Origin of the sequence: Ligilactobacillus aviarius (genome assembly GCF_001654615.1) — a bacterium.
GTDB classification, from domain to species: domain Bacteria; phylum Bacillota; class Bacilli; order Lactobacillales; family Lactobacillaceae; genus Ligilactobacillus; species Ligilactobacillus aviarius_B.
The window spans coordinates 20,416-45,008 of sequence record NZ_LWUD01000017.1 but is presented as its reverse complement, the minus strand read 5'-3'; the positions used below and the strand labels follow the sequence as shown (position 1 = coordinate 45,008).

General features: G+C 41.8%; 21 protein-coding genes. 17 read left to right on the top strand and 4 right to left on the bottom strand.

Features of this window, described 5'->3' with window-relative positions; translation table 11 throughout:
* Positions 1–56: 56 nt before the first annotated feature.
* A complete protein-coding gene (locus A3O17_RS04125) occupies positions 57–1,427 on the top strand; it encodes a flavocytochrome c (protein ID WP_064212822.1) in 1,371 nt (456 codons plus the stop codon).
* Here A3O17_RS04125 and A3O17_RS04120 read toward each other — a convergent pair.
* Positions 1,424–2,302 carry a LysR family transcriptional regulator gene (locus A3O17_RS04120; protein ID WP_064207966.1) on the bottom strand — a complete coding sequence of 293 codons (879 nt, stop codon included), beginning with the start codon at positions 2,300–2,302 and terminating at the stop codon, positions 1,424–1,426. The genes A3O17_RS04125 and A3O17_RS04120 overlap by 4 nt on opposite strands.
* Positions 2,303–2,438: 136 nt before the next feature.
* Here A3O17_RS04120 and A3O17_RS04115 point away from each other — a divergent pair, with 136 nt between their 5' ends.
* The 15 genes from A3O17_RS04115 to A3O17_RS04045 all read left to right on the top strand — a co-directional run bounded on the left by A3O17_RS04115 (position 2,439) and on the right by A3O17_RS04045 (position 20,591).
* Entirely contained in the window at positions 2,439–4,058 is a 1,620-nt protein-coding gene (locus tag A3O17_RS04115; RefSeq protein WP_064207965.1) for a malolactic enzyme, read from the top strand.
* A gap of 42 nt (positions 4,059–4,100) precedes the next feature.
* Positions 4,101–5,078: an AEC family transporter gene (locus A3O17_RS04110; RefSeq protein WP_064212823.1), complete on the top strand. Its 978-nt coding sequence runs from the start codon at positions 4,101–4,103 to the stop codon at positions 5,076–5,078.
* A 105-nt stretch (positions 5,079–5,183) separates the two neighbouring features.
* A complete protein-coding gene (locus A3O17_RS04105; protein WP_064212824.1) occupies positions 5,184–5,777 on the top strand; it encodes an ECF transporter S component in 594 nt (197 codons plus the stop codon).
* Between the two features lie 12 nt (positions 5,778–5,789).
* Positions 5,790–6,410 carry a glycoside hydrolase family 73 protein gene (locus tag A3O17_RS04100; protein ID WP_064212825.1) on the top strand — a complete coding sequence of 207 codons (621 nt, stop codon included), beginning with the start codon at positions 5,790–5,792 and terminating at the stop codon, positions 6,408–6,410.
* A gap of 129 nt (positions 6,411–6,539) precedes the next feature.
* Positions 6,540–7,673, top strand: a complete 1,134-nt coding sequence (locus A3O17_RS04095; protein ID WP_064207961.1) for a 5-(carboxyamino)imidazole ribonucleotide synthase — start codon at positions 6,540–6,542, stop codon at positions 7,671–7,673.
* A 161-nt stretch (positions 7,674–7,834) separates the two neighbouring features.
* On the top strand, positions 7,835–10,060 hold the full coding sequence (gene pcrA / locus A3O17_RS04090; RefSeq protein ID WP_064212843.1) for a DNA helicase PcrA: 2,226 nt from the start codon (positions 7,835–7,837) through the stop codon (positions 10,058–10,060).
* A 14-nt stretch (positions 10,061–10,074) separates the two neighbouring features.
* Positions 10,075–12,093 (top strand): NAD-dependent DNA ligase LigA, encoded by a 2,019-nt coding sequence (ligA, locus tag A3O17_RS04085; protein ID WP_064212826.1) that lies wholly within the window; start codon positions 10,075–10,077, stop codon positions 12,091–12,093.
* Positions 12,090–13,244 (top strand): CamS family sex pheromone protein, encoded by a 1,155-nt coding sequence (locus A3O17_RS04080; RefSeq protein WP_064212827.1) that lies wholly within the window; start codon positions 12,090–12,092, stop codon positions 13,242–13,244. The genes ligA and A3O17_RS04080 overlap by 4 nt, the downstream gene beginning before the upstream one ends.
* A gap of 62 nt (positions 13,245–13,306) precedes the next feature.
* Positions 13,307–13,612, top strand: a complete 306-nt coding sequence (gene gatC / locus A3O17_RS04075) for an Asp-tRNA(Asn)/Glu-tRNA(Gln) amidotransferase subunit GatC (RefSeq protein ID WP_064212828.1) — start codon at positions 13,307–13,309, stop codon at positions 13,610–13,612.
* Positions 13,612–15,078 (top strand): Asp-tRNA(Asn)/Glu-tRNA(Gln) amidotransferase subunit GatA, encoded by a 1,467-nt coding sequence (gene gatA / locus A3O17_RS04070; protein ID WP_064212829.1) that lies wholly within the window; start codon positions 13,612–13,614, stop codon positions 15,076–15,078. The genes gatC and gatA overlap by 1 nt, the downstream gene beginning before the upstream one ends.
* The gene (gene gatB / locus A3O17_RS04065) at positions 15,078–16,511 is read left to right on the top strand and encodes an Asp-tRNA(Asn)/Glu-tRNA(Gln) amidotransferase subunit GatB (protein ID WP_064212830.1); all 1,434 of its coding nucleotides are present in this window, start codon (positions 15,078–15,080) and stop codon (positions 16,509–16,511) included. The genes gatA and gatB overlap by 1 nt, the downstream gene beginning before the upstream one ends.
* A 27-nt stretch (positions 16,512–16,538) precedes the next feature.
* Complete coding sequence (locus tag A3O17_RS04060) at positions 16,539–17,582, top strand: diacylglycerol kinase (protein WP_057826692.1); 1,044 nt, start codon at positions 16,539–16,541, stop codon at positions 17,580–17,582.
* 59 nt (positions 17,583–17,641) lie between these two features.
* On the top strand, positions 17,642–19,000 hold the full coding sequence (gene rlmD / locus A3O17_RS04055) for a 23S rRNA (uracil(1939)-C(5))-methyltransferase RlmD (protein ID WP_064212831.1): 1,359 nt from the start codon (positions 17,642–17,644) through the stop codon (positions 18,998–19,000).
* Positions 19,001–19,308: 308 nt separating this feature from the next.
* The gene (locus tag A3O17_RS04050) at positions 19,309–19,701 is read left to right on the top strand and encodes an NfeD family protein (RefSeq protein ID WP_064212832.1); all 393 of its coding nucleotides are present in this window, start codon (positions 19,309–19,311) and stop codon (positions 19,699–19,701) included.
* 2 nt (positions 19,702–19,703) lie between these two features.
* Positions 19,704–20,591 carry an SPFH domain-containing protein gene (locus A3O17_RS04045; RefSeq protein WP_064212833.1) on the top strand — a complete coding sequence of 296 codons (888 nt, stop codon included), beginning with the start codon at positions 19,704–19,706 and terminating at the stop codon, positions 20,589–20,591.
* Between the two features lie 111 nt (positions 20,592–20,702).
* On the opposite strand, the gene A3O17_RS04040 is transcribed toward A3O17_RS04045, so the two are convergent.
* From A3O17_RS04040 to A3O17_RS04030, 3 genes are all read right to left on the bottom strand, one after another.
* The gene (locus A3O17_RS04040; RefSeq protein WP_064212834.1) at positions 20,703–21,527 is read right to left on the bottom strand and encodes a triphosphoribosyl-dephospho-CoA synthase; all 825 of its coding nucleotides are present in this window, start codon (positions 21,525–21,527) and stop codon (positions 20,703–20,705) included.
* Between the two features lie 2 nt (positions 21,528–21,529).
* Entirely contained in the window at positions 21,530–22,636 is a 1,107-nt protein-coding gene (locus A3O17_RS04035; RefSeq protein WP_064212835.1) for an acyltransferase family protein, read from the bottom strand.
* 87 nt (positions 22,637–22,723) lie between these two features.
* Positions 22,724–23,569 (bottom strand): LysR family transcriptional regulator, encoded by an 846-nt coding sequence (locus tag A3O17_RS04030; protein ID WP_064212836.1) that lies wholly within the window; start codon positions 23,567–23,569, stop codon positions 22,724–22,726.
* A gap of 117 nt (positions 23,570–23,686) precedes the next feature.
* Between A3O17_RS04030 and A3O17_RS04025 the strand changes: the two genes are divergently transcribed.
* Entirely contained in the window at positions 23,687–24,592 is a 906-nt protein-coding gene (locus A3O17_RS04025; RefSeq protein WP_064207948.1) for an ACP S-malonyltransferase, read from the top strand.
* Position 24,593 lies beyond the last annotated feature (1 nt).

The following is a 24,593-nucleotide window of genomic DNA, read 5'->3' as shown; positions in this document are numbered from 1 at the left end:
CAGGTACCACACAGTACTAAAACAAAAAGATTATTTTTAAGGAAAATCATCGTGAGATGATTACAAAACATATATTACGAGGAGGAATTGAAATGAAAAATCAGGTTGAAACGATCGTTATTGGTGCTGGATGTGCCGGACTGACTGCGGCATTGCAAGCCCACGAAATCGGCAAAAAGGTAATGATTTTAGAAAAAATGCCGCGGATCGGCGGCAATTCGATGCGCGCATCATCAGGAATGAATGCCGCGGAAACTGATTTGCAGCTTAAAAATGGAATCATTGATTGTTCAGAACAGTTCTATAATGAAACGTTCCAAGCAGGCGGTAAAATGAATGACCCCCAGTTATTGCAATACTTTACAACGCATACAAATGGGGCAATTGAATGGCTTAAACAGTATGATGTTGATTTGGGCGACCTGACAACGCTTGGGGGAATGAGTTTAGCCCGGACTCACCGGCCAACGGATACTTCACCGATTGGAGCTTATCTCGTAAAGAAACTTGCCGCTGCGGTTGAAAATGCCGGAATCGAAATTCGAACGGATTGTAAGGTTACGGATCTTCAACGAACCGCAATGGGATTTCAATTAACGGTTATTCAAAATGAAGCCCAGATTCATCTTGAATGCCGCAAAGTGATTCTTGCTACTGGCGGCTTCGGGGCTTCAAAGAAATTGATTAAGCGGTATGCGCCACAATATGCTGACTTTAAGACAACGAATCAGGACGGGGCAACGGGAGACGGCTTAAAGTTAGCCCAGAACCTTGGAGCCCAGTTGGTTCAACTTAATTTAGTTCAAATTCATCCAACGGTTCAGCAAGATAATCCGCACACGTATTTGATTGGCGAAACGGTCCGCGGCGAAGGGGCAATTTTGGTAAATAATGCCGGCAAGCGGTTCGTTAATGAACTTGATACCCGGAAAAAGGTTTCAAACGCGATCATTGCTCAGCCGACAGGGCATGCGTACCTGATTTTAGATCAAAAAGTCTTTCAGCGGGTCAAAGCCCTCGGGTTCTACCAAAGCGTCGGATTGGTTGAACAAGCCAATACGTTAGCTGAGCTGGCTGATCAAACCAACGTTGATCCGCGGCAGCTTGACGAAACGGTTACCGAATGGAATACCGCGGTTGAAAATCAAAAAGACGCCCAATTTGGACGTCATACAGGGATGCGCACGCTTGATGTTGCCCCGTTTTATGCAATTCATGTTGCCCCGGCTGTTCACTATACAATGGGCGGAATTCATATTGATAAGAAGACTCGCGTTTTAGATGAAAACGGAAATGTTATTCCAGGATTATTTGCAGCTGGCGAGGTTGCCGGCGGATTGCACGGAAACAACCGGGTCGGTGGAAATTCGATTGCCGAAACAATTGTTTTTGGCCGCCAAGCAGGGATTCAATCAAGCAAGGATTAAATTGATTTTCGTAAAATATCTAAAAGTTGTTGCTGTTTATCGGTTAAGTAATGCCGTGCATGGTAGGCAATCGACATGTTAAAGGTTGGAAAATCCTCAGCCTCAATGTCAATTGCGTGCAAACGATCGTCCGGATTAATGGAAATGGCCGTTTGGAGACTAATACCGATATTTTCGGCAACAAGGGCTTTTAAAATATTAACGTTATCTGTTTGACACACAATGTTTAACCGAAAATGGCCAAGGCGGGCCATTTTTTTTAATGCCCGGTGTTGGACGAAACTTTCATTTTGCGAAATAAAGCGTTGCCCGCGGAGTTCTTCAATGCTGACGGACTGGCGGTTAGCCCACGGGTGGTCGTATCCAACGATGATTTTATATGGTGAACGGGCGAAGGTTTCGGTAATTAAATTCGGTTCCTTTAACGGATAGTTTGATCCAAGCAGCGCAATATCAAGGTCACCGTTTAAAAGCATTTTCCGGCAGAAACTTGATCCGCGACTGACGATTGTAAGGTCATCAAGCAGACCGTTGCGAAGCAGCTCAGGCGTAACCGGCGGAAAGTAATATGTCCCGATAATTGGCGGAAGGCCGAAAATGATTTTTTGCTCGTCGGCATCGCGAATTTCTTTGGAAGCGACTTTCAGCTCTTGCATGATGTGTTTACTATGTTCATAGAATTGCTTTCCGGAATCGGTTACGATCAATTCCTTATGCGATTTGTTGCGGATAAAGAACTTTGTGTTGAATTCTTCTTCCAAGCGTTTAATGGCCATCGTGATCGTTGGCTGACTGACATTAAAATTTTGGGCAACAATTGAAAAATTTTTAGTCGTCATCAATTCATTAAAATATTCAATATCTTTGATGTTCATGTTAATCACCTGATTTATCAATGATTTATTTTGTCATATAAATACTATTTATAATAGCACATGAATTTGACTATGAATATTAAGAAAAAATAAAATGCAAGAGTAAATATTAAAGGAAAAGAAGAGGCGTTAAGATATGAAACGTGGAATTGACGTTTTAAGAGATCCTTTCTTAAATAAAGGAACTGCATTTACAAACGAAGAACGGAAAGAATATGGTTTGGTCGGAATGTTGCCAATCGGTGTTCAATCAATTGAAGAACAAGCAAAGCAAACATACGAACACTACCAATCAAAGCCAAACAACTTTGAAAAGCGGAAGTTCTTAATGGAAATCTTCAACACAAACCGGACATTGTTCTACTATTTGATGAGCAAGCACTTGGTTGAATTCATGCCAATCGTTTATGATCCGGTAATCGCAGATTCAATTGAAAATTACAGTCACGTCTTTGTTCAACCACAAGACGCTGCATTTATTTCAATTGATGCTCAAGATGATATTGAAGACACATTGAAGAACGCTGCAGAAGGCCGCGACATCAAGTTGATCGTTGTTTCAGATGCTGAAGCAATTCTTGGAATCGGCGACTGGGGTACTCAAGGGGTTGACATTTCAGTTGGTAAATTAATGGTTTACACGGCTGCTTCAGGAATTGATCCGCGCAATGTATTGCCAGTTTCATTGGATGCCGGAACAGATAATGAAGAATTATTAAACGATCCATTGTACTTAGGTAACCACCACAAGCGGATCTACGGTGACAAGTACTATGAAATGGTTGACAAGTTCGTTGAATCAGCTCGGAAGTTGTTCCCAGACGTTTTGATTCACTTTGAAGACTTTGGCCGTTCAAACGCCGACGTTATCTTACAAAAGTATCAAAATGAAATTCCGGTATTTAATGATGATATTCAAGGAACCGGAATTATCTGCTTAGCAGGTGTTCTTGGAGCTTTGAACATTTCAAAGGAAAAACTTGAAGACCAAATCTTCTTGACATTTGGTGCCGGGACTGCCGGATGCGGAATTGCTCAAATGATGTGCGACGAATTAGTTCGCAACGGAATGAGCGAAGAAGAAGCAAAGAAGCACTTCTACCTGGTTGACAAGCAAGGATTATTGTTTGAAGACACAGAAGGCTTAACTCCTGCTCAAAAACCATTTGTTCGTCAACGCAGCGAATTTGATAATGCTGACGAATTAACTAACCTTGAAGCCATTGTAAAGGCTGTTCACCCAACCGTTATGATCGGAACTTCAAAGCAACCAGGTGCCTTTACAGAATCAATCGTTAAGGAAATGGCTGCCCACACAGAACGGCCAATCATCTTCCCAATTTCAAACCCAACGAAGTTATTGGAAGCTAAGGCTGAAGACTTGATCAAGTGGACAGACGGCCGGGCATTAGTTGCAACTGGAATTCCTTCAGATCCTGTTGAATACAACGGCGTCACATACACGATCGGTCAAGCAAACAACGCTTTGGTATATCCAGGAGTTGGTTTCGGTTCAATCGCTGCTAAGGCAAAGGTTGTAAACGAAAAGATGCTTGCTGCTGCTGCTCACGCATTAGGCGGAATTGTTGACGCAAGCCAACCAGGTGCCCCAGTATTACCACCAGTTGCTAAGTTGACTGAATTCACCCAAACAGTTGCTGAAACAGTTGCTCAAAGTGCAATTGATCAAGGCATCGCTGGTGTATCAGATGCTCACAAAGCAGTTGCTGATATGAAGTGGGAACCGAAATATTAATAAAAAGATAAGTAAGCGAATTTATAGAGGAGCGTAAGAGGGATGTCTGTATTTTTAACTTCAGTATCAAGTATTGTCGTAATCGTTTTGATTATGGCACTTGGATTTTTACTTCGGAAATTTAGATGGTTTGGCGATGATTTCGCAAAGAGTATTTCAGGTTTAATTACGAAGATCGCTTTGCCAGCTTCAATTTTCGTATCTGTTCAAAAACACTTGACCCGGTCAAGTTTAGTAGGTTTAGGTAAGGGATTGATTTTCCCAGCCTTAGGTGTAATTATTGGATACTTAATTGCATGGCTCGTTGTTAAGGTCTTAAAGGTTCGTCCAGGTCGGCGCGGAATCATGATGAACGCGATCGTCAACGCCAACACGATCTTTATCGGAATGCCATTAAACATGGCTTTATTCGGAACAAAGTCAATGGCTGACTTCTTGATCTACTACGTAATCAATACGGTTTCAACATGGGCCTTTGGGGTCTTCTTGATCTACAATGATGATCCAACGGCTGATAAAGACAGCAAGAAGAAGCACAAGATCAGTTTGCAAAAACTTTTACCAATGCCGCTTGTTGGATTCGTTGTTGCGATCATTTGGTTACTTCTTGGTTTACCAAGCAGCAAACCAGACTTCCTGTTCCAAACACTTGGTTATGTAGGTAACTTGGTAACGCCGTTATCATTGATTTACATTGGGGTTGTTTTATGCGATGCCGGTTTGAAGAACTTCAAGTTTGACCGTGATTCGATCGTTGCCTTACTTGGCCGGTTCGTAGTATCACCACTTGTATTGATTCTTTTGATCAAGTTCGGAGCACCGATCCTTCACTTTGATTTACCACGTTTGATGCAACAAACATTGATCGTTCAATCAGCAACGCCAATGTTAGCCGTATTACCTGTTTTGGCTGGCGAAGCCCACGGCGATGTTGAATACGCAACCAACGTCGTTGTTATGAGTACGGTATTGTTCATTGTCGTTGTTCCAGTATTGATGGGAATCTTACAATTTATCTAATTTATTATGGGTTTAAGATGAGAAAGAGTTTGAAAAGGCTGTGCGATTGCACGGCTTTTTCTTTTAAGTTATAATCAGCGGTAATAATTATCAGGGAGTGATCGCGTGCTTGATCCGCGTCAAAAATTACGGCGAAATACATTATTAGCGCTTTTTGGAACGATCGTGATCGTCCAAAACTTAGTTCCGATTTTGGGAAACATCCCAATTGGACCGTTAAGTATTACGCTGATCCATGTTACGGTAATTGTTGCAGCAATTGTTTTAGGCCCCGTTCAAGGAATGATTGTTGGCGGAATTTGGGGAATGATCACCTTTATTCGGGCATTTATTTGGCCGACAAGTCCGCTTGCAGTTATTTGTTTTACCAATCCGCTGATTTCCGTCCTTCCCCGAATTTTAGTTGGAACGGTTGCAGGATATGGTTTTTTATGGCTGAAAAGGCATTTTTCAATCCGAAAATCAATGGTGATGGCGGCAATGGCCGGAAGTATGACCAACACCTTACTGGTTCTTGGCCAAATTTATCTTTTTTATCATAATCAAGCACCACGATTGTATGCGGTCGATGTTCGCCAACTGCTTCCGTATTTGTTGGGAGTAGTAGGAACGAACGGAATTCCGGAAATGCTGTTAGCAGCGGTAACGGTTCCGCTAATTGCCACCGCGTTATTAAAGGTTTTGAAGAAGCATGCTTGAGGGTTGAAAAGAATGAAGAGAAAATTAAAACGTTTTTTGAAACAACGGCATTTAAAAATCACCGACGTGGTTTTGATCGTTATTCTTGGACTGATGATGTCGATCCAAGTTATTCGATGGAGCGGACGCGAAATTCGGCAAAGTCAGGCAGCAATTCCCCAAAGTGAACAGGTCAAACTGAATTTTATTCAAAAAGTTGCGCCGATTGCGGAAAGTGAACAACGACAAAGTCATGTGCTTGCAAGTATTACGATTGCACAAGCAGCGTTAGAATCAGACTGGGGTCAAAGTGAGCTTTCGCAAAAATATAATAATCTTTTTGGAGTCAAGGGAACCGGAACGAACAGCGCGATGATGACGACCAAAGAGTACGTAAACGGTCAATGGACCACGGTCAAAGCCAGCTTTGCGGTTTATCCATCGTGGGCGGCTTCGATTGCGGCCCATACAAAATTGTTGGTTGATGGACTTGAAGGTGATCAAGACCATTACGAACAGGTTGTAAACGCAACGAATTATGAAACGGCTGCGGAAGCCTTGCAAGCTAACGGGTATGCGACCGACCCCAATTATGCCCAAAAGCTGATCGCAATTATTCAAAAATATAAGTTATATCAGTACGATAACGATTAAAATCTAAAGGAAATTTATAATATTCAAAGTTGCAATTATGGTATCATTAAAATTGATATGATTAGTTATTGATAAACTAATAATTGGAAATCGAAATTATATAGGTTTGAATGGAGAGTAGTGAGGAAAATGACAAAAACGCTTTTTCCTGGAAGTACATTGGGAATCATTGGCGATAGTCCAAACGGAATTATGTTAGCGCGGGCTGCTAAAAAAATGGGATATAAGGTTGTGGCATACAGCCGGTATGAAGAAAGTCCGACTTTGGCAGAAGCCGATGTTCGAATCGTTGGCAAAATGAACGATAAATTAAAACTTCAAAGTTTTGCTCAACGGTGCGATGTTGTGACGTATGAATCGGAACATGTTAATTCAGAAGTAATTAAGTATATTGCCCAATATACATCAGTTCCGCAGGGGACCGATGCATTGGAGTACATGCAAGACCGGCTGCTTGAACGGGCCTTTTTTGAACAATTGAACGTTAATATTGCCCCGTATGCAACGATCGTTAACCTTGACGATGTTTACCAAGCCGTAACATCGATCGGTTATCCATGTGTCTTAAAGCCAATTCAAAAGGGACTTGGAAAAGCTCATCAACAAATTATTCGCAAACAATCAGATATTGCAAAGTGTGCGGATATTATCGATATGGGAACGTACATCCTTGAATCGTGGATTCCATATACAAAGGAATTATCAGTCGTTTTGACAAAGGATGCGAAGGGAACGGTCAATTTCTTCCCGGTAATTGAAAACATCTATCATGATCATGTTCTTCATGAATCACTTGTTCCAGCAATGATCAATAATGACGTTGAAGCCGAAGTCCGCCGGTTGGCTGATAAAATCGCGAAGAGTTTAAACTATGTCGGCACGATGGAAATTGCCTTCTTCCTGACTGAAAGTGGTGCAATTTACGTCAAACGGGTCGTTCCGGGATTGCATGCGAGCGGCTATGTATTTGATAAAGCCACAAATGTTACGATGTTTGAACAGCATTTGCGGGCGTTAGCTCAAATGCCGCTTGTAAAGACCGAATTAATGGAACCAACAGTGGCAATTACGATTGAAAGTCACGATCAAGATGACTTGCGAACACAGTGGGTTCTTAAAGATAACTGGTATTACAACTTCTTCCGCTATCCGCTTTCAATGCGGGTTCATGATACGGAAGGATATTTGTTGGCGTTAGGACCAACGATTGAAACCGTGCGGGAACAGGTTGAGTCAACGGGAATCTGGGATAATAAAATTTAGGATGTTGGATCATTTAAAGAGGCTGAACATCTAAAGCAAATCGGCGAAAACGGTTGCTTTAGACGCCAGTCTCTTTGTCTTTTTTACCTTAAAAAGTAAGCCTGATTTTGATATAATAAAACTTGATTGTAGCTTGCATAGGAGGAAATGAATTGGCTGTGATGGATTTATTAGCAAAGATGAACGATAAACAAGCAGAAGCCGTTCAAACAACGGAAGGCCCGTTGCTGGTAATGGCCGGTGCAGGAAGCGGGAAGACCCGGGTATTGACTCACCGGGTGGCCTACTTAATTGAAGAAAAGAGCATTAACCCGTGGAACATCCTTGCAATTACCTTTACCAATAAAGCGGCCCGTGAAATGCGGGAACGGATCGATAAATTAATTGGTGAAGGTGCGGAAGAAATTTGGGTATCAACGTTCCATGCCCTTTGTGTTCGGATTTTACGGCGCGATGGTGAAAAAATCGGTTATAATCGCGGCTTTACGATTGCCAGCTCGAGTGAGCAACGGACGCTGATGAAGCATATTATGGCAGATTTAAACATTGATCCGAAAAAGTATAATCCGCGGGCAATTTTAAGTGCCATTTCAAATGCCAAAAACGATTTATTAACTCCAGAACAGTACCAAGAACAAGCAAGCGGAATGTTCGAAGACCTTGTGGCAAAGGCGTATGTTGAATATCAGGACCGGTTGCAACAGGATCAAGCGATGGACTTTGACGATTTGATCATGAAGACGATCGATTTGTTTAAGGAAGCCCCAGCAGTTCTTGAATTTTATCAACGGAAATTCAAGTACATTCACGTTGATGAATACCAGGATACAAATGAAGCTCAGTATGAATTAGTTAATATGTTAGCTAAGGCTAACCGTAATCTATGTGTTGTTGGAGATGCCGATCAGAGCATTTATGGTTGGCGCGGTGCTAACATGGAAAACATTCTGAACTTTGAAAAGGATTATCCGGATGCGACGGTCATCAAGCTGGAACAAAATTACCGGTCAACGAAGACCATTTTGGAAGCAGCCAATAAGGTAATTGAAAATAACGTTAACCGGAAAGCCAAAACGTTGTGGACGGAAAATGCGCAGGGCGAAAAGATCCATTATTATCGGGGCAATACCGATAGTGATGAAGCCTATTTTGTGGTTAAGGCAATTAAAGAACAGATGCAGCAAAAAGGGCGGCAATACCGTGATTTTGCGATTTTGTATCGGACAAACGCGCAGTCGCGGAAAATCGAAGAAACATTTGTGAAAGCTAACATTCCTTACAAGTTAGTTGGTGCCCATAAATTCTATGAACGGAAAGAAATTCTTGACGTTTTGGCATATTTACGGCTGGCAACTAATCCGCAAGACTCATTGAGTTTTGAACGGATCGTTAATTCGCCGAAACGAGGAATTGGGGCAACGAGCATGCAGAAGCTTCAAGCATTTGCTGATCTTCACGGAATTTCACTCGAAGAGGCTGCTGAAAATGTGGCATTAACCGAAATTAAGGGAAAAGCAGTGAATGAGTTGCAAAAGTTTGCCCAATTGATTCGCAAATTGCATGATCTTGAAAAAAAAGAAAACGTTACGGAATTAACGGAGGATATTCTTGAAATGACAGGTTACCGGGCAGAATTAGAAAAAACAAAGTCGCTTGAAAATCAAAGCCGGCTTGAAAACTTGGATGAATTCTTAACGGTTACGAAACAGTTTGATGCCCAATGGCAACCTGAAGATGAAGAAAGTGATCCGTTTGCAGATTTCCTTGCAGATTTAGCTTTAGTATCTGATCAAGATGACGTTGATGATTCAAATGAAGTGACGTTAATGACATTGCATGCAGCTAAAGGGCTCGAGTTCCCAGTTGTTTTCTTAATGGGAATGGAAGAAGGAATCTTCCCGCTTTCACGGGCCCAAATGGATGAAGATGAATTAGAAGAAGAACGGCGGCTTGCGTACGTTGGAATTACGCGGGCTCAGCAAGAGCTATACATCACAAATGCTTTGTCACGGATGTTATACGGTAAACGGCAAATCAATGCCGCTTCCCGTTTTATTACTGAAATCGGCGATAACTTATTGCATTCTGAAAATGAAGGAGCAAATTATATTAGCTCTGGAAATTCAGCAGTGCGGCGAACAAATGCGCCATTTGCTCGGAAGACACCGGTTTACCGGAAACCAGCAGGAACGGTCGATCGTCCTCAAGGAACCGGCGCAGATAAAAAGAGCTGGAAGGTTGGCGATAAGGTTCAACACAAGGCTTGGGGTGAAGGCACGGTTGTGAAGGTGACCGGCAGCGGTGAAGATATGGAACTTGATATTGCATTCAAGGATCAAGGAATTAAGCGTTTATTAGCGGCCTTTGCACCGATTACGAAGAAATAAAGAGGGTGAAGTTGGTGGCAAATGAAAAACTTCAGCAGCAATTTGATGAGTTGCGGTCACAATTAAATACGTGGTCCCGTGAATATTATTCACTTGATAAGCCAAGTGTTCCGGATGATGTTTACGATCAGAAATACCAGGAACTAGTGAAATTGGAAAAGGCTCATCCGGAAATGATCACCCCGGATTCGCCAACGCAGCGGGTCGGTGGCCAGGTCCTGACTGGATTTGAAAAGATTGGACATGAAATTCCAATGCTTTCGTTAGGCGATGTTTTTTCAAAGGAAGAACTCGCGGATTTTGTTGCTAACCTTGATCAAACGGTTCATCAGCAAATTGATTACAACTGTGAATTAAAAATTGATGGGTTGGCAATTTCACTCGTTTATCGGGCGGGCAAGTTTGTTCAAGGGTCGACCCGGGGCAATGGCCAAATTGGCGAAGACATTACCCAAAATTTAAAGACGATCAATGCGATCCCGCTTGAATTATCTGAACCCGTTGATGTTGAAGTTCGGGGCGAATGTTACATGCCGAAAGCATCATTTGTTGAACTCAATCAACGACAGGAAGAACAGGGAAAGCAAATTTTCGCCAATGCGCGGAATGCGGCTGCCGGATCATTACGGCAGCTTGATAGTCGAATTACTGCTGAGCGGAAATTAAGCACGTTTATCTACTACTTGATGGAACCGGAAAAGTTTGGGGTCACAACGCAAAGTGAAGCCCTTGAGAAGATGCGTTCGTGGGGCTTTAAGGTTAATCCTGACTATCAAGTTGCACATAATATGGATGAGATTCGGGCCTACATTGATGAGTATCAACAAAAGCGGGCATCGTTGCCATATGATATTGACGGCATTGTAATTAAAGCTAATCCGTTTAAAGTGCATGAAGAAGTGGGCAATACCGTGAAGGTTCCGCGGTGGGCAATCGCGTATAAGTTTCCGCCAGATGAGCAGGAAACCATTGTTCACCAGATCGAATGGACGGTCGGTCGAACGGGTGTTGTTACCCCCACGGCCGTGATGGATCCGGTTCAATTAGCCGGAACAACGGTCAGTCGGGCTTCCCTGCATAATCCAGATTACATTAAAGAAAAGGATATTCGTATCGGCGATACCGTAAAGTTGTTTAAAGCCGGGGATATTATTCCGGAAGTGGCAACCGTTGTTTTGAAAAAACGGCCGGCAGATTCACAACCGTATTCGATCCCAACTGAATGTCCGGAATGCCATGCACCGCTTGTTCATCTCGATGATGAGGTGGCTTTGCGGTGTATCAATCCGAAGTGTCCGGCGTTGGTAAAGGAAAGCTTGACCCACTTTGCTTCCCGCAACGCAATGGACATTCGGGGACTGGGGACCAAAATTATTGCCCAGTTGTATGAACGAAAAATGGTTCAGGACGTGGCGGATCTTTATCAACTTAACTTTGAAGAACTGTTACAACTTGATAAGTTTAAGGATAAGTCAGCCAATAATTTACTAACGGCGATCGATAACAGCCGGCATAATTCGTTGGAGCGATTGTTATTCGGCTTAGGAATTCGGCACGTTGGAGCGAAAGCAGCCCGCCTGATCGCTCAGCATTTTAAGACGATGGATGCGGTTAAAAACGCAACGGTCGATGAAATCGCGGCAATCAAAACGGTGGGCCAGACCATTGCGGAAAGTGTGGTTACATATTTCCAAAACCCGCAAGTCGATGAGTTGCTTGAAGAACTTGTTCAAGCGGGAGTCAATATGGAATTTCTGGGTCAATCTGAAGAAGAACAGGCTGCGGCGGCTGCAGAAAGTCCGTTTAATGGCTTACGGGTCGTTTTGACAGGAACGTTAGATCATTTGAAACGTGCAGATGCGAAGAAATGGCTTGAAGCCCACGGAGCGAAAGTGACCGGCAGTGTTTCCGGGAAAACGGATTTATTGATTGCTGGTCACGATGCTGGAAGCAAACTTGCCAAAGCACAGCAATTAAATGTTAAAATTATCAATGAAGCAACCTTTATGGAACAAATGGAGGCAGAAGATTGAAACGAAAAGCAGGAGCCTTTGTCGGAATTTGCTTAGCTGCTTTACTCCTTGTAGGATGCGGCAAATCAAATAACAGCTCGTCATCGGGCAGTAATGATACAACAACGACAAAGAAGACAGATAAATTTCAAATTACAGGTGATGCGGATAGCGACCAGTACCGCGGCGTAATTGAAAACGGCCGGTACCGGGTAAGTAAGTCGCGGGGCGTTGGCGTCCAACAGGATGCGAATAACATGCTGAACTTGAAGAACTTCGATATTGGAATGACAGACATTTCAAAGAAATTCTTTTCAACGCAAAGTTATATTTTCCAAGAAGGCCAATACTTATCCACGTCAACGGTTGAAAAATGGTTAGGCCGGCAATCAAAGAGTAATCCGGATGGCTTGAACCCAGTTGATAACGGTAATGGTTCAAACCGGAATCCAATGTATGTTCAACAAATCGGCGAACAAGATTACATGAAGAACAACAATGGTAAATTGACGTTGGCCGGAATGACGATCGGAATCGGAATGAACCAAAAGGATTATTACCAAAAGCAACAGTATGGCCCAACATTTACGCAATCAATTCCGCACGATAAGATGGTTGCGCAAGGAAAGGCAGACGCTCAAAAAGTTTTGGAACGGGTCCGGAAAATTGACGGGGTTCCCAATAACATTCCAATCGTGATCGCAATGTTTGAACAGGCCCCGAATGATAGTTTAGTTGGTGGATCGTTCTATGCATATGCAGTAAGTAACAGCGGAACGCAGCTTGGCGACTGGAAGAACCTTGATATTAAGAACGTTGTGTTCCCAGCAACATCAACTAATTCAGTCCCAAACAGCAACGATGAACACAGTTTTGAAAACTTTAAGGACAAAATTCAAAACTTCTTCCCGAACCTTGCAGGGGTAACGGCCCAAGCTCAATATGACGGCAACACCCTTAAAGGAATGAACGTGAATATTACAACGCAGTTCTATAGTGAAACTGAAATCATCAGCTTTACGCAATACGTTGCTCAGGCTGCCCAAAGTTACTTGCCAAACAAGATCCCGATTGACATTCAAATCTTAGGATCTGACGGTAAGACCCAAGCATTCCTTTCACGGAACGCAGGCGAAGGAAAATTTGAAAGCCACATTCTCACCGGAAACTAATTTAGAATTTTGTATATGCTAAAATAAAAGTAATGATTTAAGGCTAGAAAGAAGGAAAAATGATGGAAATCACAAAGGATGACGTTAAAAAAATTGCTTCCTTATCAAAGCTTGAATTTACTGATCAAGAACTTGAAAAGTTTACCAAGCAATTAGAAGACATCATGAACATGTCACACCAGTTAAGTAAGATCAATACAGATGGGGTTAAGCCAACGATCAACGTAACGGATGCAGTTAACATTATGCGTGAAGATGTTGCTGAAAAGGGTGTTGACCGGAATGAATTAATGAAGAATGTCCCTGAACACGAAGACGGGTTTATTAAAGTTCCCGCAATTATTGATGAAGGGGAGGATAACGAATAATGGATTACTTGAAGAATGATTTAACAAGTTTACACCAAATGTTAGTAAACAAGGAATTGAGTGCAAGCGAATTAATGCAAGCAACATTTGATGGGATTGCGAAGCGCGAACCGCAAATCGATGCATTCCTTGCAATGAATAAGGATGAAGCATTAAAGCAAGCGGCCGCTATCGATCAACGGGGAATCAACGCGGACAATGTTTTAGACGGAATCCCGGTTGGAATCAAAGATAACATGGTGACAAAGGGATTAACAACGACCGCAGCCAGCAAGATGCTTGAAAACTTTAATCCGATTTACACTGCAACGGCGGTTGAACGGCTTGAAAATGCCGGAATGGTCGTTGCTGGAAAGTTGAACCTTGATGAATTCGCAATGGGAAGTTCAACGGAAACTTCAGCTTTTAAGAAAACGAAAAATGCGTGGGATCAAACGAAGGTTCCCGGTGGTTCTTCAGGTGGCCCAGCAGCAGCTGTTGCTTCAGGTGAATTGATCGCTGCTTTAGGTTCTGATACTGGTGGTTCAATTCGGCAACCAGCCGCATTTAATGGGGTTGTTGGCTTCAAACCAACGTATGGTCGGGTGTCACGGTACGGATTAATTGCCTTCTCATCAAGCCTTGACCAAATTGGTCCAATGACCCGGAACGTTAAGGATAATGCGTTGATGTTAAACGCAATTGCTGGTCAAGATAAGCATGACTTTACAACTTCTCCACGGGAAGTTCCCGACTTTACATCAAAAATCGGGAAAGATATCAAGGGCATGCGCATCGGGGTTCCAAAAGAATTCATGGATGTTGATTTACAATCTGAAGTCCGGGAAGCTGTCCAAAATGCCATTAAGACATTTGAAAGTTTAGGGGCAACGGTTGATGAAATTTCATTGCCGCACTCGCTTAACGGGATTCAAGTTTACTACATTGTTGCAACTTCTGAAGCTTCATCAAACTTGCAACGGTATGACGGAATTCGTTACGGTTTCCGGGCAAAAGACGTGAAGAACCTTGAAGATGTTTACGTTCGTTCACGTTCAGAAGGCTTTGGCGACGAAGTTAAACGGCGGATCATGCTTGGAACATTCTCGCTTTCATCAGGCCTTTACGACGAATTCTTTGGCAAGGCAACTAAGGTGCGGACATTGATCTGCAACGAATTTGACAATGTCTTTAAGGATTACGACTTGATCTTAGGACCAACAACGACAACGGCAGCATTTGGTTTTGGTGAAAAGACCGATGATCCGATTGCCATGTACATGAACGATTTATTGACAATTCCAATGAACTTGGCCGGCGTTCCTGCAATGTCGATTCCTGGCGGTTTCACGAAGGATGGATTACCAGTTGGAATCCACTTGGTTGCACCGCGGTTTGATGAAGAAACGCTTTACCAAGCAGGTTATGCATTTGAACAAGCAACTGATTTTCATAATCAAATTCCAACGATTGGAGGTCAAAATTAATGAACTTTGAAACAACGATTGGACTTGAAGTCCACATTGAAATGCAAACAAAGTCAAAGGCTTACTCGCCGGCACCGGTTGTTTACGGGGCTGAACCGAACACCAATACTAATGTAATTGACTGGGCATATCCAGGGGTTTTGCCAGAAGTTAACAAGGGTGTTTTGGAATACGGCATGCGGGCTGCAATGGCTTTGAACTGTGAAATTGAACAGGACTTGCATTTTGACCGGAAGAACTACTTTTATCCGGATAACCCGAAAGCATACCAGATTACCCAAAAAGATACTCCAATTGCTCATGATGGTTGGTTGGAAATCGAACTTGAAGACGGAACGAAGAAGAAAATCGGGATCGAAGAAATGCACGTCGAAGAAGATGCGGGGAAGAATACCCACAATCCAAACGGCTATTCATACGTTGATTTGAATCGTCAGGGAACCCCGTTGATCGAAATTGTTTCAAAACCAGACCTTCATTCAGCAGATGAAGCTTACGCATACTTGTCACGGCTTCGTCAAATCATCAAGTTTACCGGAATTTCAGATGTAAAGATGGAACAAGGTTCAATGCGGGCCGACGTTAACGTTTCTGTGCGGCCAATTGGTTCTGATAAACCTGGTGTTCGGACCGAAATGAAGAACTTGAACTCACTTGATCACGTTCGGAAAGGAATCGAATACGAAGAAAAGCGGCAACGCGGCATTTTACTTAAGGGTGGCGAAATAGAACAGGAAACGCGCCGGTTCGATGAACCAACCGGAACGACCGTTTTAATGCGGTCAAAGGAAGAAGCCAACGATTACCGTTACTTCCCAGAACCAGATTTGCCAACATATCACATTTCAAACGAATGGATCGAAGAAGTTCGTGAATCAATTCCTGAAATGCCAGATAAGCGGCGGGAACGCTACATTAATGAATGGGGTATTCCAGCTTACGACGCCAAAGTTTTGACCCAAACAAAGGAAATGTCAGACTTTTATGAAGCAACGGTTGCCCATGGCGGCGATCCAAAATTGGCTTCAAACTGGTTGATGGGTGAAGTAAATGCTTACTTAAACGACAAGCAAATTGAACTTGGCGACACGGCATTGACGCCTGAACACTTAGCAACCATGATCCAATTGATCAAGGACGGAACGATTTCATCCAAGATCGCGAAGAAGGTCTTTAAGGAAATCATTACCAATGACACTGAACCAAAGGCATGGGTTGAAGAAAAAGGCATGGTTCAATTGTCAGATCCTGCAAAATTGCAACCGATCATTGATGAAGTGCTTGATAACAACCAACAATCAATTGAAGACTTTAAGAACGGTAAAGACCGGGCATTTGGCTTCTTGGTTGGAAACATTATGAAGCAAACACGGGGCAAGGCGAACCCGAAAGTCGTTAATAAATTATTAACGGAAAGCTTAAAGAGTAGATAAAATTTGCTGGCGAAAGAGGGATTAACAATGCAAAAACGTTGTCGTATTATTTATAATCCGACATCTGGACGCGAGGCGATCAAAAGCGACCTTGTTGAAATCTTGAATATTTTGGAACGTGCAGGTTATGAAACTAGCGCTTTTGCGACGACCCCCGAAGAAAATTCGGCCCGCAATGAAGCTGAACGGGCTGCGCGCGCTGGCTTCAATTTAATTGTGGCTGCCGGCGGTGATGGAACGATCAATGAAGTCGTAAACGGAATTGCCGGATTGAAGCACCGGCCAAAACTGGGAATCATTCCTGCCGGAACAACGAATGACTATGCGCGGGCATTAAAGATTCCACGTGAAAGTCCGGTTGAAGCAGCGAAGGTAATTGCGCGCGGTGAAACGATCAAGATCGATATTGGAATGGCCGGGGAAAAGTATTTTGTTAACATTGCCGGGGGCGGCTTATTAACAGAATTGACCTATGTTGTTCCGTCAGAGGTTAAATCACTGTTCGGCTACCTTGCATACTTTGTTAAGGGGGCTGAAATGCTTCCGCGTATGAAGCCGATCGACATGCACCTGGAATATGATGACGGCGTATACGATGGAAAAGCCTCAATGTTTTTCCTTGCGTTGACCAATTCAGTCGGCGGGTTTGAACAGCTTGTTCCAGATGCATCATTGGATGATGGAAAATTCACGTTAATTGTGGTTAAAACCAGCAACTTAATGGAAATTCTCCAGTTATTCACCAAGATTTTAAATGGTGGAAAACACATTGATGATCCGCGGATTTTGTATGTTAAGACTTCAAAGGTTGTAGCCAAACCAGTAAACGAAAAGATGATGATCAACATTGACGGCGAATACGGCGGTGATGCGCCAATGACGTTTAAGAATTTGAAGCAACACATTGAGATTTTTGCAAACGTCAAGGACATTCCCGACGATGCAATTCGGCAGCAAGAAGAAGACGAGCAGGCTGAAGATGCCCGCGAGCATTTGATTCAAGGCGTGGAAAACTTATCCCACGAAGAACTTGAAATGAATGATGCTGATCACCAATTAGAGGATAAATAATTAATCAGGAGAGAAGCTGTGGATAAGTCTTCTCTCCTTTTCAGTAAATGAGGTAGGAAATGAAAACACCAGTATCAAAAAATGAGAAATTAACAGTCACTGTGGAAGACTTGACCTACGAAGGAATGGGCGTTGCGAAAGTCGACGGCTATCCGTTGTTTATTGCGGGGGCTCTTCCGGGTGAAAAAATTGAAGTTGTTGTGGTCAAGGCGCGGAAAAACTTTGCTTTCGCGCGAGCACTTAAATGGTTTTCGAAAAGTCCGGATCGGGTGGAAGATGATGCCCAACAAGATGGCGTGACGCCGCTAGGACACTTAAAATATGCCGCTCAGTTGAAATTTAAACAGAATCAAATTCAACAGTTGTTGAAAAAGGCCCACCTTGATGATCAAATCAAAGTGTTATCCACATTGGGGATGAAAAATCCAATCCATTATCGGAATAAAGCCCAAGTTCCAGTGCGCAAAATCAATGGCAAATTGGAAGTCGGTTTTTATCGCAAAGGAAGCCATCATTTTGTTCCGATGAAAAACTTTACGATCCAGGATCAGCGGATTGATGAGATTTTACAGGCCACATTGGCGATTTTGAATAAGTATGATTTATCCGCTTATGATGAACAAACGCAAAAGGGATTGATCCGGCATTTGATGGTTCGGCGCGGTTACTACTCGCACGAAGCGATGGTTGTGATCGTAACAAACGGGAAAAGTTTTCCACATGGGGATAAGATTGCCAGTGAAATCATTGAATCGATGCCGGATGTGAAAAGTGTGATTCAAAATGTGAATAACCGCAACACTAATGTGATTCTTGGAAACCAAGACATTGTCCTTGCAGGCGCTGCGACGATTACCGATACGTTAAATGGTTTGAAGTTTAAGATTTCAGCTCATTCATTTTATCAAGTTAACCCGCAGCAGACAGAAGTTTTGTACAATGAAGCGATTAAGCAAGCTGGATTAACGGGTAATGAAACCGTCATTGACGCTTACTGCGGGATTGGAACGATTTCATTGAACCTTGCTGAGCATGCTCGTAAGGTATACGGCGTGGAAATTGTGCCGGAAGCAATTGCGGATGCGAAGGAAAATGCCCAACTTAATCACATTGATAATGTGGATTTTGAAGTTGGGAATGCTGAAGAGTGGATGGCCAAATGGGAAAGTCAAGGAATCAGTCCTGATGTGATTATGGTTGATCCACCACGCAAAGGACTTACAAATAGTTTGATCCACAGTGCCGCTGCTATGAATCCGAAGAAAATTGTCTATGTGAGTTGCAATCCGGCAACCCTAATTCGTGATATTCAACAATTCATGGATGAAGGGTACCATGTATCTCAGCCAATCCAACCTGTGGACCAATTCCCGATGACGCAACATGTCGAGAGTATTACAGTAATGACAAGGAGCTAGGCGACGCAGGCTTTGCTAGTGATCCTCCGCGCGATAGCCACCCAAGAAAGAGGAGCAAAGGGACGAGTGATTGGAAAGTGGCGAACCGCGGAGAGCAGGATACTTTGCTTGAGCGCGACTAAAAAGGAGCGAGAAAGCTTAGAAACGACAAGAAACTCGTAACGACTTTAAGTTGTTGCGAGTTTTTTTATTTTAAAATCTGCTTGCAAAAATCAATTTAATAGGGTAAATTTTAAATCAAGTTAACAGATAAAATTAATTTACGAAAGAAAAGAGGGATTGGAACGAGTTCATTTGGTATTTGGATTATGATCGCAATTTTAGGATTCGGAATTGAGATTTTCACAACTCAATTAATTTCGATTTGGTTTGCAGTCAGTGCACTGATTAATTTATTTTTGGTTTCAATGCATATCGGTCTTAAATGGCAGTTAATTCAGTTTATTGTAACGGGTGTGATCCTGCTATTGATTTTCAGACCACTTGCGAAAAAATTGCAGCCGAAATTTCATCCAATGAACGCTGCAGATGGAATCGTCGGAAAAACCGGGACCGTTTTGAATGATCAACGCGTAAAGGTCGATGGTCAGTCATGGAAGTATGCGGCAGTTGAAAAGTTGAATACTGGTGATGCGGTTAAAGTCGTAGCGTTGAATGGAGTCACATTACAGGTCCAAAAAATTAAGGGTAGAGAGGAATAGGAATGTTGTTTTTAGTTTTATTAGTCATTATTGTTATTTTAGCAGTTCGGTGTGTGAAGGTTGTTCAGCAATCTGAGGCCTATGTCATTGAACGGATGGGAAGTTATTTTCAAACTTGGAATAATGGAATCCATTTTAAAGTTCCATTCATTGATAATATTGTAAATAAGATCTCGTTGAAAGAACACGTGATGGATTTACCGGCTCAAAGCGTAATTACAAAAGATAACGTTTCAATGAACATCGATACAGTGATGGCCATCGAAATTACGGACCCTAAATTGGCAACTTATGGGGTCGATAATTTAGAAAATGCGTTGGAAAAATCAGTTGGAACGGCGTTGCGAAACGTGGTTGGTGAACTCGAATTAGACCAAACCTTATCAGAACGTGATTCAATTAATGCTAAAATGCAGAACTACATGGATGAAGTTACTGGAAAATGGGGTGTCAAGGTTAACCGGGTTGAATTGAAGAACATTGTGCCGCCGAAGGAAATTCAAAATGCCATGGAACGGCAAATGAAGGCCGAACGTGAACGGCGGGCTCAAGTTACCGAAGCTAAAGGAAATAAGGAATCTCAAATTTTACAAGCCCAAGCCGAAGCTGAAGCCGCTGAGACCGAAGCCAAAGGACGGGCAAATGCTGAAATTGAAGAAGCTAAAGGGAAAGCCCAAGCAATTCGTGAAGTTCAACAAGCGTATGCTGACAGTTTGACAATGATCAGTAATGCCGATATCAGTGATGCGGCTTTGAAGTTGAAGGCCTTTGAAGCATTGAAAGATGTCGCCAACGGAAATGCCACGAAGCTGATTGTTCCAAGTGAGTTGCAAGACTTAACCACTTTAGGTTCAGCGTTAAAAGTTTCAGCCGAAAAAGAGCAAAAATAATTTAATCCATCGATTACACAAGACTTGTAGATTTTTACAGGTCTTGTTTTTTATTTTGACAATCAAAAACGGCCCCATTATTCAATTGAAGCCGTTAGGAGAATGAGTATTTTAAATTTGAATTCCTTGAACTAAACAAACGAAAATTGTTGCAATCAACATGTCAGCTGTTCCGCCTAAACTGAGATTTTGTTTGGTAAATTCATGGTTTAACTGATTGAGAAATTGCTTTCCTGCATTGGTCTGGTATCCGCCGTATTTGAAAAATTCTTTAATTTGCGATTTAACCCATTCAAAAATTTGCGGGTCATTTGAGCGTTTTAGAAGGTTACTATCTTTAGTATTTGCGGCAAGAAACAAAAGGGTATTTATTAATTTTTCTTGCGTTGTTCCATCGGCTTGGGTCAAATAAGGAACCCCAATTTTAAAGACGGTTGGAAAACCACGGTACGCTTCGCCGCGGGCACCCGTCAAGTGATATTTTGTAAATTGTTTTTCACCGGCCGTATCTTGGTGATGATGGAAATCATCCAAAATATTGCATGTCATTTGTTGAATAATAGCTTGGATATCATTCAAAGTATAATTTGGATAATTTTTTTGAGCGTAGGCCAAAGCGGTTAAAATGATTCCAAGGGAAAAAATTGCTCCCTTATGAGTATTAACGCTGTCAGTTGCGATAAACATCTTTTTTTCGGCTTTAATTCCAAGATTTCGAATTTTTTCAAAGAGGTTGAGAAGATCATCATCAGCGGTTTGAGCCGCTGCAATACAGTTTTCAAAATACGGGATAAGCGAAGCCGAACTATCAATAAAGGTATAGACATTCATATCCGGATGCGTTGAATGATCAACCGGATCAACCAACCCCGGTTTCGGGAAGGTAACAACTTCGTATAAAAGTGCCCGCAACGCATTTTGAGTCAATGAATTCATTTTTATTTAACTCCTACTAATGATTTTAATTTTGACCATCCAACGTGAAGGCCGATTGCAGACGCAAACGAAAAAATCCATGTGATGATCCAATTTACAAAAAGTGAAAGAATTGGATGGACAGTATGAATTTGAGCGGGAGTGATCCGCCAAATGATCTGGGTCCAAAAAATGTTCGATAAATATGCCCGGTATGCATAAGTTGCCAGAAAATGGAAAATTTTTAAAAGACGGTCTTTTTTAACTTCCATATGCCAAATGCAAAGGGTGGCAACGAGGGCAATGATTCCTAATGAGTACAGGGTCATTGAAACTTTATAGTATGGCGCATTTGCTAATGAAACCGGAAATCCAAAATGAAAAAGTTCAAGATTGGTCCAGCAGAACATTAGAATTACAAATCCAACCATCAATTTCCAATGCTTACGGAGCCACTGATTGACTTGAGGTGCAAATTTCCATGCTAAAACACCAAAAACACCGTAAATGATGAAACTGATAAAGACTCGATCAAGCAAATACCAATTATTTTGATGAGGACCATGAAAAACCTCAATATCATAAAATATGAGCCATCCCAAATAAAGGATACTTGTGATTAAAGCAACCATCTTTCCACGCCGCGGATTATTATTCACAAATCGTCCTAATTGCCAAAATAGCGGCATTAAGATAATAAACTGAAGCATCATGGTGTTATACCATAAATGTGGCGCTGCGTTTCCATTCACAAATTGCCATAAGAATGATTTGAAATTATGAAAATGTTCACGTTGTTGAACCCATGGCATTCCAATCAAGTAAATTAAAGTCCACCAAATTGTCGGAACAAGCAAGGCATGCCACTGCTTACCAAGATATGAGCCATAATCTTGCCAGTTTGAATTAGGATTGGTTCGTAAAGTCGTATATAAAATTCCAAAGATAAAGGCTGGAGCAGTATATTTTACAAGGTTATAAAGAACTCCTACGAGAGATTGAATTTCGACTGACGGATGGAGTTTTAAAACTAATCCGAGAATTGGTTGAAGCATCACTGCAGTACAAGCGAAAACTTTTAGGTAGTCGCCAATATCTGCAATATACTCATCTTTTTGATTTGAATTCATATGGACCACTTCCTATATAGATTTCAGGATAGAAAGTGAAGTAATCTTTAAGCATTCTACAAAATCTTTTTTCAAAATTCAATAGGATTACGAGTTAAATACATTAAAAATCTCGTTGCGAACTTCTTGTAAAGGACGTGAAAGTTGCTGATGCTTGGTATTTAAGTAGATTGTTCGGTGGGGAAGATTCTTTTGCAGTTGAACAAGATTAAAGTTTTCTTTAATTCCGCTCCATGATTTTGTCGGCACAAAACTCCAGCCGATTTGATTTTCAATTAAATGTCGAATCGTTGACGGATCATCAGTTTCATATTGAGGAACGATTTTTAAATGAAAATCGGCGTTAAAAGTGTCTAAAATTCCGCGTAAAGAGTGTCCCGGACTCATTGCAATACACGGGGTTTGTTGCAGTTCATCAAGGGTAACGTATTTTTTTGATCCGGATGAGAAATTCCATCCAATCAAAATATCTTCGGTGATGACAGGTTCACTTTTAAAATGCAGCTGCGGTTCATCGTTAACAATAAAGTCAAACTGTTCAAGGTCGGTATCACCATTGATATGTTGGGTAATATTTAACTTAACATTTGGTAATTCTTGTTTGATTTGCATCACAATTTTGACGATCAGTGGAGATGCGACTTTAAAAAGAATCGATACGGGATAGTAATCAGTATCGATTTGGTTTAGTGATTGAACACCGCGGTTTAAAAGATGCAAACTGTCTGAAACGTAGCTATAAAAGAGTTTTCCTTCACGGCTTAATTTTAGCGAGCGTCCTTCATGAATGAAAAGTTCAGTTCCAAGTTCGTTTTCAAGCTGATGAATCATTTTACTAACAGCTGCCTGACTGACAAATGCTTTCTTAGCGGCTTGGGTCACGCTTCCATTGTCAACGACCATTAAAAAGTATGTTAATTGATTTAAATTCATTGGGATCATCCTTAACTAAATGGTTAATAGTTATGCCTAATATATATTATACGCAGGCTATGTAAGAGATTACAATAAAATTGTAATCAGGATAGAAAATGATAAGAGGTAATCAAAATGGGTGAATTTTGGATGTTTCCGGGACAGGGATATCAGCATGCCGGAATGTTGCAAAATGTTCCACGTAACTTAATTGATAAGGTATACGACCTAACTGGAATTGAATTAACGGATACCGATGAAGTATATCAGGATTCAATTCAGATTCAACTCGGAATTTTGACTTTGCAAATTGATCAGGTTAACCGACTTAAAAAAGCAGGAATCAATCCGCAAATCGTTGGTGGTCATTCGCTGGGAGTTTTCGGTGCAGCTTATGCAGCTGAAAATCTTCGATGTGAAGATGCAATCCGAATGGTTTATCAACGGGCAAAGTTAATGCAAAATGCATACCATGATGGCTATGGGATGGGAGTTGTGGTTGGCCTTTCCCGAACGCAGGTTGAGCAGCTTGTAGCCCAAGTTGATTCGCCGACCGAACCAGTTTTTGCATCAAATCAAAATTCTGCCGTTCAAATTGCGCTTTCAGGTAAGTTAACGGCAATTCAAAAGGTAATTGAATTAGCTAAAAAAAACGGCGCGCAAACGGCAAAGTTAATTAAGGTTCCGGTTCCGTCGCATTCACCGTTAATGAAGAACGTTGCTCAAATATTAAGTGCGGATTTGCAAAAGATTCAAATTGTTCCAAGCCAAATTCGTTATTTAACAAACTATTCAGGAATGGTGACTCAATCTGTAGATGATATTCGATATGATCTCGGAAATAATCTTGTTCACCCGGTATATTGGGAACAAATGACGGATGTGGCCCTTGAGTTTTCGCCGGATTTGATTGTTGAATTCTCGCCTGGTCATGCATTTTCAAAACTGATTAAAACGAAATCTGATATTCGAACTTTTGCAATTGATGATTATGGAATAGAAGATAGTTTGTTTCTACTTGAAAAATGGAAAAGAGGATAAA